Origin of the sequence: Angustibacter sp. Root456 (assembly GCF_001426435.1) — a bacterium.
Taxonomy (GTDB): domain Bacteria; phylum Actinomycetota; class Actinomycetes; order Actinomycetales; family Angustibacteraceae; genus Angustibacter.
The window spans coordinates 25,745-42,793 of sequence record NZ_LMER01000001.1 but is presented as its reverse complement, the minus strand read 5'-3'; the positions used below and the strand labels follow the sequence as shown (position 1 = coordinate 42,793).

The following is a 17,049-nucleotide window of genomic DNA, read 5'->3' as shown; positions in this document are numbered from 1 at the left end:
AGGCTGATGCTGACCTGCCCGACCGCCCGTGAAGGAGTGCGCTGCCGGTGACCACGCGTGGCCACGCGATCGTCCGAGCAGTGCGGGCCCTCCTCGTCGGGGTGCTGCTGCTCGCCGTCGTGGTGCTCGCGGTCACGGCGGTGCGCGTGGTGCGGCAGGGTCGCTCCGACGACGCGCGCCAGGCGGACGCCATCGTGGTGCTCGGGGCCGCGCAGTTCGACGGCCGCCCGCAGGAGTACCTCGTGGCGCGGCTGCAGCACGCCCAGGACCTCTACGAGTCCGGCACCGCGCCGCGCATCGTCACGCTCGGCGGCAAGCAGCCGGGCGACCGCTTCACCGAGGGGCAGGCCGGACGCGCCTGGCTGGTCGATCACGGCGTGCCGGCGAGCGACGTCGTCGCCGTGGGTGAGGGCAACGACACGCTCGAGAGCATCCAGGCGGCGGCTGAGCTGTTCGACCGCAAGGGCTGGCACGATGCCGTCGTCGTCACCGACCCGTGGCACGAGCTGCGCAGCACCACCATGCTCCGCGACGCCGGCGTCACGGCGTACGGCTCGCCCACCTCCACCGGACCGTCCGTGGCCGGGCTCGGGGTGAAGGTCCGCTACGTCGGCCGGGAGACCGTCGCCTACCTGGCTTACGAGCTCTCCCGGTGGCTGGGGTGAACCAGCCGTCACAGCGGGCGCGAGCTTGGGCGGCCACGATGAGCGGGCACGCCACCGGGGGGATCGTGCGCGCGCACGCCGACGCCGAGCCCGTGCTCGCACCACGCGCCCCCCGCGACCGCGAGGAGCGCGAGCGTCTCCAGGACTCCCTGCTCCAACCAGGGGCCACCCGCGCCGAAGGCGCTGGGCGCCGCGCGCGGCCGGAGGAGCCGGACGCCGAACGCACCTGCTTCGAGCGCGACCGCGACCGCGTGCTGCACTCCTCGGCCTTTCGCCGGCTCGCCGGCAAGACGCAGGTGTTCGTCTACCCGGCAGACCACCAGCGCACCCGCCTCACCCACGCGCTGGAGGTCGCCCAGGTCGCGACGTCGGTCGCCCGAGGCTGCGCCCTCAACGTGGCCCTCACCGAGGCGATCGCGATCGGGCACGACTGCGGCCACGGCCCGGGCGGCCACGCGAGCGAGGAGGCCTTCGACACCTTCTTGAGCGAGGGCTACGACCACGCCGTGTGGGGTGCCGACGTCGTGCTGACGCCGCTCAACCTGTGTGCCGAGACCCTCGACGGCATCCGCAACCACTCCTGGTCGCGGCCGGCGCCCAGCACCCCCGAGGGGGTCGTCGTCAGCTGGGCCGACCGCATCGCGTACACGGCCCACGACCTCGAAGACGCTGTGCACGCGGGCATCGTGTCGCTCGACGACCTCCCGGACGACGTCGCCGCGGTCTGCGGCCGCACGCGGCGCGAGCAGCTCGGCACCTTCGTCCGCGAGCTGGTGCACCGCACGACGCAGACCGGCGTCATCGGCATGTCCGACGACGTCGCGCAGGCGCTCGCGGCGTTGCGGGCGTTCAACTACGAGCGGATCTACACCCGGCCCGAGGCCCTGGCACAAAGTGCCGCGGTCGTGGCGGTCCTGCGTGCGCTGGTGGAGTTCTACGTCTCGCGCCCCGCCGCGCTGCCGGTCGACTTCCGGCCCGAGGCGCTCGGCCTGCAGGCCCTGGGCGACGACGAGGCCCGGGTGCGCGCCGCCGTCACCTACGTCGGTGGCATGACCGACCGGTACGCCTTCCGCACCGCCGTCGAGCTGCTGGGCTGGCCGGTCGATCGCCTACCGGTAGGCATCGACCTGCCGCGCCTCGGCTGAGGGTCAGGCCCAGGCGGCGCGCTCGTCGTCGCGCGGCGCGCTGACCGTGCGGCTGCCGTCGCCGTCGAAGACCATCACGGTGCGGTCGGGGTCGTAGGGCCGCCAGGCCGGGCGACCGGTGACCGCGAAGTCGACCCAGACGCGGTGCATGGCGTCGGCCAGCCTCTGCGGTGCCCCGCGGCCCACCAGGCCGTCGGCGCCGGTGGCGTCCAAGGCGTCGAACACGAACGGGATGTCGACGGCGTGGGCGGCCCCGAGGTCGCGATGCGGCGTCCGCCAGGCCATCTCGTAGACCCACGTCCGCGAGGCGCTGCGGGCCGACACGACGTCGAGCGCAGGAAGGCGGAAGAACCGGTCGGTGAGCAGCGCGGCGAGCAGGTCGCCCGGCGTGGCGTCCGGCCGGCCGGCGCGGTAGACCTCGAGCACGGACGCCGGCACGCCACGCGAGGTCAGGAAGGCAGCGAGCACCGGCTCGGTCGTGGCGGCGGCCAGTCCCGTTGGCACGAGGAAGAAGCGGTACTCCTCGGTCGTGGTGCCCGTGAGCAGCGCGACGTCGGCGGACGCACCCGCGGCCAGGGCGCGCAGCGGGTGCTCGGGCAGGACGTCGCCGTCGACGACCGGGATGAAGGCCATCGAGCTGGCCACGACGCTGGGGCCGAAGCGCTCGGGGTCGAAGGAGGCCGTGAGGGCGTCCGACACCGTGCGCTGGGCCGCCACGAGCTCGGTGACCGGCACGTCGGCGAGCGACGAGGCGTTCGCCTCGCGGCCCAGGGTCCGACCCAGCTCGGCCGTGACGAGCGCCGCGTCGGCAGGGGCTGCGGCCGCCTGGGCGGCGCCGCTTTGCGTGATGGCTCGCGCGAACAGACCGCGGGCCCGGGGCGAGGCCAGCAGCGAGGTGATGCTCATCGCACCGGCGGACTCGCCGAAGACCGTCACCCGGCCCGGGTCGCCGCCGAACGCGGCGATGTTGGCCTGCACCCACTCCAGCGCGGCGATCTGGTCGAGCAGGCCGCGGTTGCTGGGGGCGTCCGGGAACCAGGCGAAGCCGTCGACACCGAGCCGGTAGTTGAACGTGACCAGCACCACGCCGTCGCGGGCGAAGGCGTGGCCGTCGTACATCGGGATCGCGGCGTTGCCGTTCACGAAGGCGCCGCCGTGCACCCACACCATCACCGGCAGGCCGGAGCCGCCGGGGTCGGGGGTCCAGACGTTGACGGTGAGCCAGTCGTCACCGGGCACGGTCGGCTGGTACAGGATCTCGTCGACCGGCGGGCGGTAACCGGGGCACGGGGGAGTGGCACCGAACGCGGTGGCCGGGCGCACGCCGTCCCAGGGCGCGGGCGGGGTCGGCGCGGCGAAGCGCCGGGGGCCCGTGGGGCTGGCCGCGAAGGGGACGCCGAGGAAGCGCGCGACGCCCTGGTGCTGCTCGCCACGGACACGGCCGTGCTGGGTCATGACGATGGTCTGCACGGGCGGGCCTCTCGCCGTCGGGTGGGTGCCGGGTCACCGTAGCCCGTGCGAGCGGCCCATCCTGGGACCGAGTCGTCGGCGCGCTCACCTAGACTGCGTCCGGACCACGAGGAGCACCAGGAGCCCAGTGCCGGGTCGGATCAAGGCGGACGTTGTGGCCGCCGTCAAGGAGCGGACGTCGATCGAGGACGTCGTGCGCGAGCACGTCACCCTGCGCACCGGCGGAGTCGGGTCGCTCAAGGGTCTGTGCCCGTTCCACGACGAGAAGTCCCCGTCGTTCAACGTGCGGCCCCAGCTCGGCGTCTGGCACTGCTTCGGCTGCGGCGAGGGCGGCGACGTCCTGTCGTTCGTGCAGAAGGTCGACCACCTCACCTTCGCGGAGGCGGTCGAGCGGCTGGCCGAGCGGGCCGGCGTCCCGGTCGAGTACGAGGAGGGCGGCGGCCCCCGCCCGCGCGAGGAGGTCGGCCGCCGCACGCGGCTGGTCGAGGCCAACCGCACGGCCGAGGAGTTCTACGCCGAGCAGCTCGCGAACAGCTCGGAGGCGCTGCCGGGCCGGACCTTCCTGGCCGAGCGCGGCTTCGACCGCGAGGCGGCGGCCCGCTTCACGGTCGGCTACGCGCCGCGGTCCGGCGAGGCGCTGCTGCGGCACCTGCGCGGCCGCGGCTTCACCGACGACGAGATCGTGCTCGCGGGCCTGGCCGGTCGGGGATCGCGGGGGCCCTACGACCGCTTCCGCGGTCGCCTCATCTGGCCGATCCGCGACATCACCGGCGACTGCGTGGGCTTCGGGGCGCGCCGGCTGTACGACGACGACCGCATCGAGGCGAAGTACCTCAACACCTCCGACACCCCGCTGTTCAAGAAGTCGCAGGTGCTGTACGGGCTCGACCTGGCCAAGAAGGCCATCTCGACCTCGCGTCGCGCCGTCGTGGTCGAGGGGTACACCGACGTCATGGCGTGCCACCTGGCGGGTGTCGACACCGCCGTCGCGACCTGCGGTACGGCGTTCGGCACCGACCACATCAAGGTCGTGCGGCGCATCATGCGCGACGACGACGAGGTCAACCCGGCCGAGGTGGTGTTCACCTTCGACGGCGACGCCGCGGGGCAGAAGGCCGCGCTGCGCGCCTTCGGCGAGGACCAGCGCTTCGTCTCCCAGACCTACGTCGCGGTCGAGCCGCACGGGCTCGACCCTTGCGAGCTGCGCCAGCAGCACGGCGACGAGGCGGTGCGCGAGCTGATCGCGCGCAAGGCCCCGCTGTTCGAGTTCGCCATCACCACCACGATCGGGCGGTTCAACCTCGACACCGCCGAGGGCCGGGTGCAGGCGCTGCGGGCGGCGGCGCCCGTGGTCGCCCGGATCAAGGACCGCACCCTGCGCCCGGAGTACGCGCGGCGCCTCGCCGGCTTCGTCGGGCTCGACGTCGAGGAGGCGCGCCGAGCCGTCGCCGCGGTGGGGCGCGCCGACGAAGCCGCGGGTCGCCGGCCGATCCCTGTGGCCGCGCGGCCGCCTGCGGATCCCGACCCGTCGGCGCCGGCCGTCGAGCCGGTGCTGCCCCGGCCCGACCCTCGGCACCCGGACGTCTCGCGCGAGCGGCAGCTCCTGCAGTGCGTGCTGCAGGCGCCGTGGGTGCTCGACGCCGCCGAGTTCGACGCGCTCGGCGACGACGCCTTCGTGGCGCCGATGCACCAGGTGGTGCACGCCGCCGTGCGTCAGCTCGGAGGGCTGAAGATCGCCGGTGCCGGCTGGCACGAGCAGGTGGCCGCGCAGGTGCCGGACGCCGTGCGCCCCTACGTCACCGAGCTCACGGTCTCGCCGCTGCCCGTCGTGGGTGATGACGGGTTGGCGCGCCTCGGCGTCTCGCTGCAGATCGATCTCGCTCAGCGCGACCTGCTGCGGCGTGAGAAGGAGGTGCACAGCCGCATGCAGCGCCTGGACGCCGCTGGCGACGCGGTGGGCTACATGGCCGCCCTGCGGGAGGCGCAGGTGCTGGTGGAACGGCGGCGGGCGTTGGCGTCGCGCGCCGACTGACCAAGCCCGCGATGCGGGACGGTGCTGGTCACGATGTGAGACGAACGCTCGTCGTTGTCACACCGTTGTCGAGACGTGACCGCCGTCCGGCGGTGCACGCCCGATCCGCTGCTTACCCTGGGGGCATGCCATGGCTCCGCCGGTCCGACCGCCTGCCCGCGCTGCCCGCGCAGGTGCGCGAGGGCCTGGCGCTGCGCCGCGGTGAGCGCCTGCTGGCGCACGCCCAGCGGCTCGACGGCGGCTGGGTCATCGCGACGTCCGCGGCCCTGGTGCTGGTCGACCCCGTCGACGGGCCGCTCAAGGGCCCGGGGACGCCGTCCGAGCGGCGCTGGTGGCACGACGTCGCGGACGCGACCTGGGATCCGGACACGAGCTCCTTCGCGATCCGCTGGGCCGACGGTTCGCCGTCCTCGTCACTCGCGTTGTCCGAGCCCGTCGCGAACCTTCCGCAGGTGCTGCGCGAGCGTGTCATGAGCACCTTCGTGCTCTCGCAGCGGGTACCGGTGCGCGGTCGGCGCGGGGTCACCGTGGCCGTGCGCCGACACGCCGTCGACGGCACGCTGTTCATGCAGCAGGTGCCCGACGACGGCGTCAACCTCACCCGGGCGGCCGTGGCTGACCAGGTGGCGGCCCTGACTCGCGACCTCGCCGAGCAGGCCGGACTGCCACCGGATGTGAGATCTGCCCCGGAGACTTGCTAAGGTTCTCCAGCCGATCCCGCGTAGCTCAATCGGCAGAGCATCCGACTGTTAATCGGACGGTTACTGGTTCGAGTCCAGTCGCGGGAGCCGCAGTCGAGGGGGCCCTGGTCGACGACCAGGGCCCCCTCGTGCGTCTCGCGCCAGCGCTCGTGCCTCGACGGCGCGACCGGGGCGGCATGAGATGGGTCACGCGCGCCGCGAAGCGGCCTTCAGGCCGCGGCATCGACGGCCGATAGTGGAAGATGACACTGCCGGGTGTCATCGTTGCTGCCCGCCACGCGTGGTGGCTCGACTCGACCGGACGAGGGAGCGGTGATGGCGCAGACCGCGGCTGCCAGGCTGCCGCGCGCTACGTGGCTCCTGCGCGCTCACGTCGCGCTCGTGCTGACCTGCCTCGTCGTCTACGTGGCCGACCTCGGTTCCACCGTCAGCGCCGCGGCGTTCGTGGTGACCGGACTCGCGACCGCTGCGGCGATGGTGGTCGGCCCCCGGCTGCACCGGCCGCAGGACGTCGTCACCTGGCGACGCCTGCTCGTCACGTGCGTGCTGTTCGCCATCGGCCCCGCGGTGCGGCCTCAGGTCGACGGCCTGCACGGCCTGGGACTCGCCCTACCCGATGCCTTCCTGCTGCCTGGTTACGTCATCGCCCTGGTCACGCTGCGCCGGCTGCTGCGGCTGCGCGGCAGTCGCGACCCCGACGCCGCGCTCGACGTCGCGGTCGTCACGGTGGGCGCGGCGCTGCTCTCGATCAGCTACATCGTCGGCCCGGCCCTGCAGCACTCGAGCCTGCCCGGGTGGACGGCTGCGATCGTGGCCGTCTACCCGGTGCTCGACGTCGTCCTGCTGGCCCTGCTGGCCTTGCTCGCCTTCACGGCGCGCGAGCGGACGCCGTCGCTGATGCTCGTGGGTGGCGCCATGCTGGCCCTGCTCGTCGGTGACCTCGGCTACAACCTGCTGGGCAGCCGGGGAGCGCTCACGGCGCCGCCGGTGTTCGACACGCCGTACCTGCTCGCGTTCGGCCTGCTCGGCGCCGCGGCGCTGCACCCGTCGATGCGGGCCGTCGGGTCGGGGTACCACGAGCGCGTGCAGGCGTGGTCGTGGCAGCGACTCGCCGTCCTCGTGCCAGCGCTGCTGGTGCCGTCGCTGCTGATCATCCCGGACGCCAACCTGCCGCTGGTGGTGCGCTGGTTGCAGGCGATCGGCAGCGCCGGGCTGGTGGCCGCGATCATCGTGCGCGCCGGTCGGGCGGTGCGCGAGCAGAGCGACTCGCGCCGGGTGTTCGAGCACCTGGCGACGCACGACGCGCTCACGGGCCTGGCCAACCGTCCCGCGCTCAACGAGCGGCTCGAGCAGGAGCTGGCGCTCGGCAACGGCGTCAACGTGCTGTTCATCGACCTCGACGGCTTCAAGATGGTCAACGACTCCTGGGGCCACGCCGTGGGTGACGAGCTGCTGCTGCTGGTGGCGGACCGGCTCCGGCGGCACCTGCCGCCCGACGTCGTGGTGTCCCGCGCCGGCGGCGACGAGTTCATCCTCGTGACGCCGGCCCGCCAGCACGACCTCGACGGCACGGTGTTCGCCGAGCACGTCATCGCCGAGCTCTCGCAGCCGTACGCGCTGTCGGTGGGCGACGTCGTGGTCACGCCGTCGATCGGGGTGGTGTCGTCCGCGGCGGCGGGGGAGCGCACCGCGGACGCGCTCGTGCGCGACGCCGACACCGCCATGTACCGCGCGAAAGACGGTGGGCGCAGCCGCGCCGTGGCCTACGACCCGTCGATGGGTGAGATCGTGCGCGGCCGCGTCACCCTCGACCGCGCCCTGCGCCAGGCGCTGGGCCGCGGCGAGATGGACGTCGCGTTCCAGCCGCTCGTCGAGCTCGCCACCGGCCGGCTGCTCGGCTTCGAGGCGCTCGCCCGCTGGAACCGGCCGGACGGCGGCCCGTGCACGCCCGACGTGTTCATCGCCGCGGCGGAGGAGAACGGCCTCATCCTGCCCATCGGTGACTTCGTGCTCGACCGGGCGCTGGCCGAGCTGAGCACGTGGCGGTCGAGCTCGCCGTGGGAGATGGGCGTCAACGTCAACGTCTCGGCGCGCCAGCTGCAGGACCCCGGCTTCACCGGGCGCGTGCTGGCGGCGCTCGCGCGATTCGACGTCCCGGCGTCGGCGCTGCGGCTCGAGGTGACCGAGTCGACGCTGGTCGGTGACGAGGCCACGGCCGCGACGTCGCTGCGCGAGCTCGAGCGAGCCGGGGTGTCGATCTCGGTCGACGACTTCGGCACCGGCTACTCGTCCCTGAGCTACCTGAGCCGGCTCAAGGTGCACGAGGTGAAGATCGACCGCTCGTTCGTCGCGGGGGTGACCACGCGACCGGAGGACCTGGCGATCGTGCGAGCCACAGCGGCCATGGCGCACGCCCTCGGGCTCGCGGTCGTGGCCGAGGGCATCGAGACCGAGGAACAGCGCCACGCGCTCGTCGAGCTCGGCATCAGCCGTGGGCAGGGCTGGTTGCTCGGCCGGCCGATGCCTGCGGCGTCGGCCGCCGCCCTGGTCAGCCGCGTCTGGGGCGCTGCGGCTCGCCGTCCCTGAGGTCGATGCCCACCGGCTCGCGCAGGTCGAGGGCCTGCGGCACCGGTGTCGTGTAGGCCCAGTAGCCCTGCGCGTCGACCATCTCGTACTCGACGTCGGCCACCACGGCGTCCGCGATGCGCTTGACCGCTCGAGGGACGTGGAAGCCCTCCATGTTGCGCTGCGGGACGTCGAGCACCAGGACACCGCCGCGTGGGCCGAGCGTCGCGGCCACGGTGCCGACGATGAGCTGGAACGCACCACCGTGCTGCTCGCTCGGCCGGACGCCGACGAGGCCGATGTACCAGCAGCGGCCTGCCGCGTAGTGCTCCGGCCAGCGGGCGGCGAAGAACTCCGGCGACACCAGCGGCATCGCGGTGAGGTCGTTGGCGAGCGTGGCGATGCCCGCGATCACGCCGTCCGCGCGCTCGGCGAGGTAGACCGCCACACGGTCGTCGGCCATCACCTCGTCGAACTCGGTGCGGGTCATGACGTGCCGCTGGATCGCGGCCGACCGCAGCTCGGCGAAGGCGTCGCAGTAGGCGTCCCACGCGCGCTCGCGCAGCTCGCCGTCAACGACGTGGACGACCTTCAGGGCCAGGTCCTCGCTCATGATCGGCAAGGTATCGGCGGGAATCCGCCGAGCGTGGGAGGGCGGCGCCGACACGGCGCGCCGCCCCCTTCCGCCACTCAGGCCGGTTTGCGCCACCCAGGCCGCGGTGCGCACTCCGGCGGCGGTCTGGGCGGCGGAGGCAGGCATGATCGTGCGGTGCTTCGTGTGCGACGGGCGTGGTGGCCGACCCTGGGTCTCGCCCTGGCCGTCGCGGTGCTGACCGTGCTCGTCGCTACGGGTGCGCTGCTGGGGCTCGACTCGACGGCGCAGCCGTGGCTCACCTCCCAGCCGGACGACGGCGTCGGCCGCCGCGTGGCCGGCGTCCTGGCGGCGCTGGGCGAGGTGTGGCTCGTCGGCTTCGTCCTGCTGGGCACGGTGCTGTGGGCCTGTGCCCGCGACCGGAGCGCGCGACCGGCGGTGGCTGCGGTGTCGGCAGCGGCGGGGACGGCGCTCACCGTCGTCGTCCTGAAGGCGGCGACCGGCCGGACGGCGCCCGGGGCCGGCGCGAGCGATGTCCTGGCCGGCGGTCGGTCGTACCCGTCGGGGCATGCTGCGACCGCCGCGGTGTGCCTGCTGCTCGTGGCGTTCCTGATCGCCGCAGCTCTGCGCGGACGAGCGCGCGGCGGGGTGGTCGTCGCGGCGACGGCGCTGTCTGTCGCGGTGGCGTGGGCGACGGTGGCTCTCGACTTCCACTGGGTGAGCGACGTCGTCGGTGGCCCGCTCGTCGGCGCGGCCTGGGCGACCGGCGTCCGGCCCTGGCTGCGCACCGAACCGGTCGGTGCGCGCCGGGGCGAGGGCGCGTAGCCGAGGTCGCTCGCACCGGCTACGGCGTCGGGGCCGCCTGGGCCTGGTCGAGGAGGCGCTGGGCGCGCGCAGCCCAGTCGGCCGACGGCTCGGCGTCGATGACGGCCTGGCTCCTGGCGAAGGCGGCCGTCGCTGTCGTGTGGTCGCCGCCCCCTCGAGCGCTCTCACCCCAGCTCGTCAACGCCTCGCAGAGCAGCGCTCGGCAATCCTCGTCGGCTGCCGCCAGCGGCTCGAGAAGGTCGGCGGCCTCGGCGTACGCCGCCACCGCCTCGGCGGTGCGGTCAGCGTGGGCGAGGTCATGACCGTGTTTGACCAGGTGCATTGCGAGGCTGTGGTGCGCCTTGGCGTCCGTGCCGTCGGTGCGGGCGAGCGCGACCAGCTCGGCGCCGACACTCACGGCGTCTTCGCGCCGCCCGCCGTAGCGAAGCCCATACCGCCACTGCGCAAGGGCGAGGACGCGTCGATGGATGTCGAGAGGGGTCGCTTCGCGGCTCATGAGGTCGCTCAAGCGCTCGTCGACCGGTCGACCGAGGGCGCCTGCGGTGGCGTGCCTCGACGCCTTGTTCAGGTGGTACAGCAGCCCCCACGCCTCGCGTGCGGCGGCGCGCGACAGGCGGGGGACGCCGGCCCCCACCGCCTCGACCAGGGCGGCCGGCTGGTCGTCGGGTGCGGAGATGACGGCGTCAGCCACCAAGCGCCAGCACCGTTGGGCGTCCCCGGGCTCGATGTCGTCGTCGGTCAGGCACCGCAGCGCGATGTCGACCGCGGCAGCACGCCAGGTGGCCGCGAGCTCGTCATCAGGCGCCGCATCGGCGGCGGCCACGAGCCGAGCCGTGGCCTCGGGGCCGTAGAAGGTGAGGTCGGCGTTCGCCGCTGCGTGCGCCAAGGGGGCTGCAGCGACGGGGTCCAGCTCGCCGAGCCGGATCATGCTGGCGCGGGCCCACGACGGGTGGCGCTCCAGGTTGGAAGTGAACACGGCGGCGAAGCCGGTTGCTGCATCCTGCGACGAGCCCAGACCGGCGTCGGCGCGGGCGAGCTCGAACCGGGCCCGTGACCCGAGATCCGGGTCCTCGACGACGTCCGCCGCAGCGGCCGCACGTTCCGCCCACGTCCGCGCTTCGGCATGGGTCTGCACGTGGTTGAGTGCCACTGCCAGCTGGACGGCGGTGTCGGCGTACGGCAGCTTCAGCCCCAGCTCCTCGTACTCGGTGGCGGCAAGGCGCCCCCACGGCACGGACTCGGTGGGCTCACCTCGCTGCAGGTGATGCTCGGCCAGCCAGCTGGTGGCGTGCGCTGCACCCTCGGCGAAGCCGACCTCTGCGCGGAAGTCGCGCACGCGCTTCGCCGCCTCGACCGTCGAGGCCTCGTCGTCGCCCCGAGCGGCGATCGTGCGCAGGCCGACCAGAGCGTCGTCGACCAGGTGCCGCGGGTCGAGGAAGGGGAGGCCGACCGCCACCTCGGTGCGCGGCGCCCGGGTCAGCCGGCTCACCTGCGAGAAGCGCTCGCGCGCCTCGTCGAGCCGCCCGAGGTGCAGCAGGGCGTCCGCAGCCCAGACGTCCGCCGCGGCCACCGCGGTCTTCTGGTCGTCGGCCGCGGCGAGGCGCCGGGCCTGCTCGACCAGCTTCAGTGCCTCGTCGGCGTCCCAGCCCTCCCACTTCGCGGCGGAGGCGACCATGGCTCGGCTGAACAGCGCGCGCGCGTGCAAGCTGAGCTTCGAGTGACCGTGCACGAGGGTGTGCGCGAGGTCGGGTGCGTCGACCGGTTGCGGGGCGTGCAGCAGGGCGCGTGGGCGGCTGCGACCGGCCTCGATGTCGGCGAGCGTGTCCAACGCGCGGCGGATCAGCTCATCTGCGGGGTGCTCGTCGGCCGCCCCTAGCAGGATGCGTCGCGCTCCGGCTGGGTCTTTGTCGATCTCGAGTTGGGCCCAGGCCCAGCCAACGATCGTGGCCGGCGTGTCGTCCAGCGATGCGGCCGCGCTCGCCAGCGTGGCCCGGGCGGCCCGTCGGCCGCGGTGACCGCCGAGGTCGTAGGCGGCCTGGTGGAACGGGTCCTCGACGTTCGCGATGGTGCGCCGGATGGAGCGATCGTCCTCATGGCGTAGGTGGCCGCGCAGGGTGATGGCGTGGTGCATGACGGTGGCGGTGTAGGCCGACCAGTCGCGGCCACACGCGGTGTAGTAGATCGGGCGGCCGGTGTCGTCGAACGTCATGGCGAGCAGACTCACCGCGAGAACGTCGGGCAGGCGCAGGTGGTCGGGGACGCCGAGCGCGTCGACGATCGTGCGATGCCGTTCCAGCGTTCCCTCCTCGCCGTCGGGGGGAAAGAGGATGAGCGACTTGCGCGTCACGCGCAGCTCGTTGAGCTGCTGCATCTCCCACGCGAGGCTGTCGGTGCGCCCGGCCATCGCCATGATGGCGCGGCTACGACTTGCGGTCGCCTGCATCGCCGCTTGCCAGTCGTCGTGAGACCAGTACGACCGCGCCGCGCCGAGAGCGGGCAGCTTCTCGTCGGGGCGACCGATGGCTACCAGCCGCCCGCTGTTGTGCAGCGCGGTCGCCAGGAACTCCTCGAAGCGCCGGCGACCCGGCACGAAGCGGAACCGCGGGCCGAAGGAGGCCATTGGTGTGAAGAGCCGGAAGTCGTCGTCGGCGAACGAGCGCAGGAACAGGATGCTGTCGGCGCCAGTGCCCTGGGCGAAGTCGACGACGCGGCCGCGGCGGCTCAGGCGGTCGACCCACAGGGCGGGTAGGTAGCAGTAGGTGACCAGCAGGTAGGCCGCCAGGTCGAGGCCCAGCCCGCGTGCCCAGGCGCCTCGGTTGACGGCCGCGACGCCGGCGTACGCCGTGAGGACGCCGGCGCCGACGAGGAACGCCTTGACGACGGTGGCGCCGAGCAGGGCGAGTGAGTGCGCGCGGGTCTTCGAGCCCTCCGCGTCGGTGATGCCGAAGATCCCGGCCACGCCCCAGGTGAGGGCGCCGCTGACGAAGACGAAGCCCGCGAGTGCCGCGGCGACGATCCACGGTGCGAAGCCGAGGACGACCTGCAGCGCGACGGCGACCGCGGCCAGGGCGAAGGGGCCGAGCCAGGTGCGTCGCAGCTGTCGCCGCACCGCAGCAGCGGCGTCCGAGAGCTCGTGCACCCGACCGCCGGCGGCTTCGAACTCGCCCATCTCGACGAGCAGCCAACCGTAGAGTCTGTCGAGCTTCCGGCGCTCGAGGGCTCCGCGATCGTTGCGCTGGTTGACCGCCACCAGCGCCGACCACAGGGCGACCAGCGCCACGAGCCCGAGCATGGGGGTGACCTGGTCGACGCTCACGCAGACGGATACTGCCCGTCCGTGAGGCCTGTCTGCAGCGTTTCGCCGGATCTCGGCGGCGGTGGTGTCGGCGGCGAACCTGCGGGCGGCGGTACTGTCGGCAAGCGCTACGCCCGGGGGCGGTAGCTCAGCCGGTCAGAGCAGCGGACTCATAATCCGTCGGTCGTGGGTTCGAGCCCCACCCGCCCCACCACTTCAGCTCAGCTCACCACTTCAGCTCACCACTTCAGCTCACCACTTCAGCTCACCACGTCCGCTCACCACTTCAGCCCCACCACTCAGTGTCGACCGGGCCGACGCAGCGCCGTCCGAGCGCCGAGGAGCACCAGGCCGCCCAAGGCGAGCAGGATCACGGCAACTGCCAGGGCCGCACGACTGACCCCGCCGGTGGCGGCGAGATACTGGCCGTTCTTCACCGGGCCGACGCTGGCCGCTCCCGTGCAGGGGCGGCCCACTCGGTGCTCGTAGACGAGCCACGGGAAGTGAAAGCCGTCTTCGGCGACGTGCACTACGCCGTCCGTGAGACGACTCAGCGGAACGGTGAAGACCCGCCTCGATCCCTCCGGAACGGCGACGTACCAGTTGAAGCGGGATGGGTCGGGGAACAGCATGTCGTCGAAGTGGTAGTCAGAGATGTTGAACCGTGTTGAATGCGCTGGCGCAGCGGTGTTGTCGATCGTCACCGCGACGGTCCGTGATGCGCAGTTGACGTCATCCACAGACACCGACGCCTTCCGGTAGTGCAGGATCTGGCCACACAGCACACGGTCCTGCTGAGCGAGCTTTGTCCCGTCTTCGAGCTCGACCGACAGAGCGTTGTAGGCGTTGTGGTGGATGGCCGGGTGCTCCACAGCAATGCCGCCCGGCTCCACTTGAAGCGAATCCGGACCCCATGACTCAGGCTCGTCCTCTGTCGCGGGCCTGAGTCGGAAGACGTAGAAGGTGGTCGGTGTGGATACGTCACGGTTGTCGAGGGTGATGGTCGCGAACTCCTGAGCGCAGTCGAACGAGTCGATGCTGGCGCGAGGTTGCGCGGGTGCCGGATCGGATGAACTCGTCGGGCTCGCGGTCGTGGGCGTGAGACTCGATCGTGCGGTCGCGCTGTTCTGCGAGGTCGTCGCCGAGGTCGTCGCCGAGGTCGTCGCCGTGGTCGTCGCCGTGGTCGTCGGGGTGACGATGCTCGGCGTCGCGCTGCTGCCCTCTCTGCGGGGCTGAGCGCCGGCGGCGTCGGCAGTTCCTTCCAGACCGGCCAGAGCCAGAGCCAGGGCCAACGCCGTACCGATCGTCAGTGGCTTGAGTCGCACGGTTCACCTCACCGCTCCCGCAGAACACTCGAGTTCCAGTGCAGGGGCTCGCGAGCCGACGTGGCAGGGCACGAGGTCCCGGCGTGCCTACGCGTCGGCCCCGGCCGGCGGGACCTTCGCCCGCGTGCAGAGAGGGCGACCCAGCGCCATGCTCGGAACCATGACTAGGTACCTGGTTGAAGCCCACGCCGCCCTGGACGGCGGATCAGAGCGCCGTGTGGACGTCGAGTCGCTGCTTGCTCAGCGTGATGACGTCCTGCCGGACCCAGCACCCAAGGTGCTTGGTGAGGACGTCGTCGACCACCTCGTCCTGCAGTTCACGATCGAGGCCGACAACGAGAAGAGCGGCGACGCGAAGGGCCGCAAGATCGCGCACGAGGTGCTCGACGTCGGGGACGTCGACGACGGCGACGAGCACGGGCTGACTCTGGTCTCGGCTCGTGCCCTCGACTGGGAGGAGAAGGACTAGCGAGCCCGCGCGGCAGCCGCCTCCGGTTGCGGGGCGGGTCGAGCGCGCCCACGATCACGGGTGATCGGGGACCACCAACCCACAAGGAGCCCGGACATGGACGGCACGACCATCCTGTGGATCGTCATCGCCATCGTCGTGATCGCGGTGATCGCCTTCGTCGCCGCGACGATGATGGGCAAGCGCCGCACCGAGGCGCGTCGCACCGAGGCCCAGGAGCTGCGCGAACGCGCGGACTCACAGCGCGCTGATGTCATGCGGCGCGAGGCCGAGGCGGCGCAGGCGCAGGCGCAGGCACGGCGTGCGCAGGCCGAGGCGGACGCCAAGATGGCCCAGGCCCAGCAGCTGCAGGCCGAGGCCCACGAGCGGGTCGAGCACGCGACGCAGACGCGCGAGGAGATGCACGAGCACATCCGCCGCGCTGACGAGCTCGACCCCGACGCGCCCGCGCCGCAGGAGCAGGCGCTGGCGGAGGGCGCGCAGCACGACGGCCACCACCGCGTGGACGGCGAGGTCGACCTGCGAGAGGGCGACACGGAGCGCGCCGCATCGGCCCGCGGAGAGCACCGGGTCGACGGCGACCGCTGACCTTTCCGCCGCCCAGGCCGCTGCGGCAGAGCGCAAGACGGCCAGGGCGGCGGAAAGCGGCCTGGGTGGCGGAAGGGGAGAGGTCAGGCGGCGACGAGCGGGGCCTGCAGCGGCAGGTCCGGCGAGGGCTGCACGACCTGCACGGCGCGCCGGGTCACCTGGTTGACCACGATGGGCGCCAGCAGGTTCGCCGTCGACTCGGCCAGCGAGGCCCCGACGGTGACGACCACGAGCAGCAGCGCGTCCTCGGCCCGCTCGAGGCCGATGAGGGCGGCCGTCTCGTCGTCGATCTCGGGCGCGTAGTCGGCGAAGAACACCGACGGCGCGGCCACGACGAGCTGCAGGTCGGGGTCGATCACCGAGCGCAGCCGGAACAGCGAGCCGGAGTCGCCGAGCTCGACCAGCAGGCAGCGCGACATCCCCGGCAGGCCGGGAAGCGCATCGGCGAACTCGATCACGCGGTCGTCGTCCATTGGTGCTGTGCCCTCCGGGCTCATCGCAGGAAGTCCATCAGAGAAGGTTGCAGCACTTTCGCGGTCGCCGACAAGGCGGCCTGGTAGGTGGTCTGCTGCAGCTGCAGGTCCATGATCGTCTTCGGCAGGTCGATGTCCTCGACCCCCGACAACGTGGTCCGCAGTGACAGCACCGTGTTGTCGGCCGTCGTGGCCGCGGCCTCGGCGCGGTTGTAGCGCACGCCGACGTCCGTGAGCGTCTGGAGCACCTGCTGGCTGCGCGAGTCGAGCTTGGTGAGGTCGCCGGCGAGCTGGCTGGTGTCACCGACGGCGTGAGCGGCGATGTCGTCGAGGAGCGTGAACACCGAGGTGGCACCGTCGCCGAAGACCGCGGTACCGCTCGCGGCGGCGTCGACCGTGCTACGAGCGTCGAGCCGCCGGACGACGGACCCGCCGTCACCCACGTAGGTGTAGGTCGTCGGGTCGAAGGCCTGCGAGCCGCTGGTGGTGCCACCGAAGATCGGCCGGCCCGCGTAGGTGGTGTTGGCCAGCCCCATGAGCTCCGAGCGCAGGCTCGTGACCTCAGCGGCGAGCGCCTGGCGCGAGTTCACGTCCATGTTGCCGGTCGAGGAGGCGCTCAGCGTCAGCTCGCGCACCCGCTGGAGGCGCGAGTTCACCGACTGCAGGGTGCTGTCGGCGGTGCCGAGCCACGCCTTGGCGTCGTTCGCGTTGCGGGAGTACTGCTCGTTGGCACCGATCTGCGTGCGAAGCGCCAGTGACGACACCGTGCCGGACGGCGAGTCCGAAGCCCGGTTGATCACCTTGCCGCTGCTGAGCTGTTCCTGCAGCCGTGAGCTGCGCTGGAGGCTCGACTGGAGGTTCGCGAGCGTCGAGGCCGCGATGGACGTCTGGGTGATGCGCATCG

Annotated in this window: 15 protein-coding genes and 2 tRNA genes; 11 read left to right on the top strand and 6 right to left on the bottom strand. The window is 72.7% G+C overall.

Annotation, left to right across the window (positions count from 1 at the left end; all coding sequences use genetic code 11):
* The first annotated feature begins 47 nt into the window (after nt 1-47).
* A complete protein-coding gene (locus ASD06_RS00240) occupies nt 48-665 on the top strand; it encodes a YdcF family protein (RefSeq protein ID WP_200941762.1) in 618 nt (205 codons plus the stop codon).
* Between the two features lie 38 nt (nt 666-703).
* Nucleotides 704-1,810 (top strand): HD domain-containing protein, encoded by a 1,107-nt coding sequence (locus tag ASD06_RS00235; protein WP_200941761.1) that lies wholly within the window; start codon nt 704-706, stop codon nt 1,808-1,810.
* A 3-nt stretch (nt 1,811-1,813) separates the two neighbouring features.
* Here the strand turns inward: ASD06_RS00235 and ASD06_RS00230 are convergent, their stop codons facing one another.
* The gene (locus ASD06_RS00230) at nt 1,814-3,265 is read right to left on the bottom strand and encodes a carboxylesterase/lipase family protein (protein ID WP_056672831.1); all 1,452 of its coding nucleotides are present in this window, start codon (nt 3,263-3,265) and stop codon (nt 1,814-1,816) included.
* Nucleotides 3,266-3,407: 142 nt separating this feature from the next.
* On the opposite strand from ASD06_RS00230, the gene dnaG reads away from it, so the two are divergent.
* The 4 genes from dnaG to ASD06_RS00210 all read left to right on the top strand — a co-directional run bounded on the left by dnaG (nt 3,408) and on the right by ASD06_RS00210 (nt 8,599).
* Nucleotides 3,408-5,312 carry a DNA primase gene (dnaG, locus tag ASD06_RS00225; protein WP_056671679.1) on the top strand — a complete coding sequence of 635 codons (1,905 nt, stop codon included), beginning with the start codon at nt 3,408-3,410 and terminating at the stop codon, nt 5,310-5,312.
* Nucleotides 5,313-5,437: 125 nt separating this feature from the next.
* Entirely contained in the window at nt 5,438-6,013 is a 576-nt protein-coding gene (locus tag ASD06_RS00220; protein ID WP_056671677.1) for a hypothetical protein, read from the top strand.
* Nucleotides 6,014-6,027: 14 nt separating this feature from the next.
* Nucleotides 6,028-6,100: transfer RNA gene (locus ASD06_RS00215), tRNA-Asn, on the top strand.
* A 228-nt stretch (nt 6,101-6,328) separates the two neighbouring features.
* Nucleotides 6,329-8,599 carry a bifunctional diguanylate cyclase/phosphodiesterase gene (locus ASD06_RS00210; RefSeq protein ID WP_056671674.1) on the top strand — a complete coding sequence of 757 codons (2,271 nt, stop codon included), beginning with the start codon at nt 6,329-6,331 and terminating at the stop codon, nt 8,597-8,599.
* On the opposite strand, the gene ASD06_RS19060 is transcribed toward ASD06_RS00210, so the two are convergent.
* Entirely contained in the window at nt 8,562-9,191 is a 630-nt protein-coding gene (locus ASD06_RS19060; protein ID WP_056671671.1) for a hypothetical protein, read from the bottom strand. The genes ASD06_RS00210 and ASD06_RS19060 overlap by 38 nt on opposite strands.
* 156 nt (nt 9,192-9,347) lie before the next feature.
* Between ASD06_RS19060 and ASD06_RS19055 the strand changes: the two genes are divergently transcribed.
* Nucleotides 9,348-9,995 carry a phosphatase PAP2 family protein gene (locus ASD06_RS19055; RefSeq protein WP_162248017.1) on the top strand — a complete coding sequence of 216 codons (648 nt, stop codon included), beginning with the start codon at nt 9,348-9,350 and terminating at the stop codon, nt 9,993-9,995.
* A 19-nt stretch (nt 9,996-10,014) separates the two neighbouring features.
* Here ASD06_RS19055 and ASD06_RS00195 read toward each other — a convergent pair whose 3' ends face one another.
* A complete protein-coding gene (locus ASD06_RS00195; protein WP_056671666.1) occupies nt 10,015-13,311 on the bottom strand; it encodes a hypothetical protein in 3,297 nt (1,098 codons plus the stop codon).
* A 116-nt stretch (nt 13,312-13,427) separates the two neighbouring features.
* Between ASD06_RS00195 and ASD06_RS00190 the strand changes: the two genes are divergently transcribed.
* A tRNA-Ile gene (locus ASD06_RS00190) sits at nt 13,428-13,504 on the top strand.
* Between the two features lie 85 nt (nt 13,505-13,589).
* Here the strand turns inward: ASD06_RS00190 and ASD06_RS00185 are convergent.
* Nucleotides 13,590-14,183, bottom strand: coding sequence for a hypothetical protein (locus tag ASD06_RS00185; protein WP_056671663.1), 594 nt, complete (start codon nt 14,181-14,183; stop codon nt 13,590-13,592).
* A gap of 205 nt (nt 14,184-14,388) precedes the next feature.
* On the opposite strand from ASD06_RS00185, the gene ASD06_RS00180 reads away from it, so the two are divergent.
* From ASD06_RS00180 to ASD06_RS00170, 3 genes are all read left to right on the top strand, one after another.
* Complete coding sequence (locus ASD06_RS00180; RefSeq protein ID WP_157371413.1) at nt 14,389-14,526, top strand: hypothetical protein; 138 nt, start codon at nt 14,389-14,391, stop codon at nt 14,524-14,526.
* Nucleotides 14,527-14,775: 249 nt separating this feature from the next.
* Complete coding sequence (locus ASD06_RS00175; protein ID WP_157371412.1) at nt 14,776-15,084, top strand: hypothetical protein; 309 nt, start codon at nt 14,776-14,778, stop codon at nt 15,082-15,084.
* Nucleotides 15,085-15,180: 96 nt separating this feature from the next.
* Nucleotides 15,181-15,672: a hypothetical protein gene (locus ASD06_RS00170; protein ID WP_056671654.1), complete on the top strand. Its 492-nt coding sequence runs from the start codon at nt 15,181-15,183 to the stop codon at nt 15,670-15,672.
* Between the two features lie 83 nt (nt 15,673-15,755).
* Here ASD06_RS00170 and fliW read toward each other — a convergent pair whose 3' ends face one another.
* Nucleotides 15,756-16,169, bottom strand: coding sequence for a flagellar assembly protein FliW (fliW, locus tag ASD06_RS00165; RefSeq protein ID WP_082537546.1), 414 nt, complete (start codon nt 16,167-16,169; stop codon nt 15,756-15,758).
* Nucleotides 16,166-17,047: a flagellar hook-associated protein FlgL gene (flgL, locus tag ASD06_RS00160; RefSeq protein ID WP_157371411.1), complete on the bottom strand. Its 882-nt coding sequence runs from the start codon at nt 17,045-17,047 to the stop codon at nt 16,166-16,168. Before flgL ends, fliW begins: the two co-directional genes overlap by 4 nt.
* Nucleotides 17,048-17,049 lie beyond the last annotated feature (2 nt).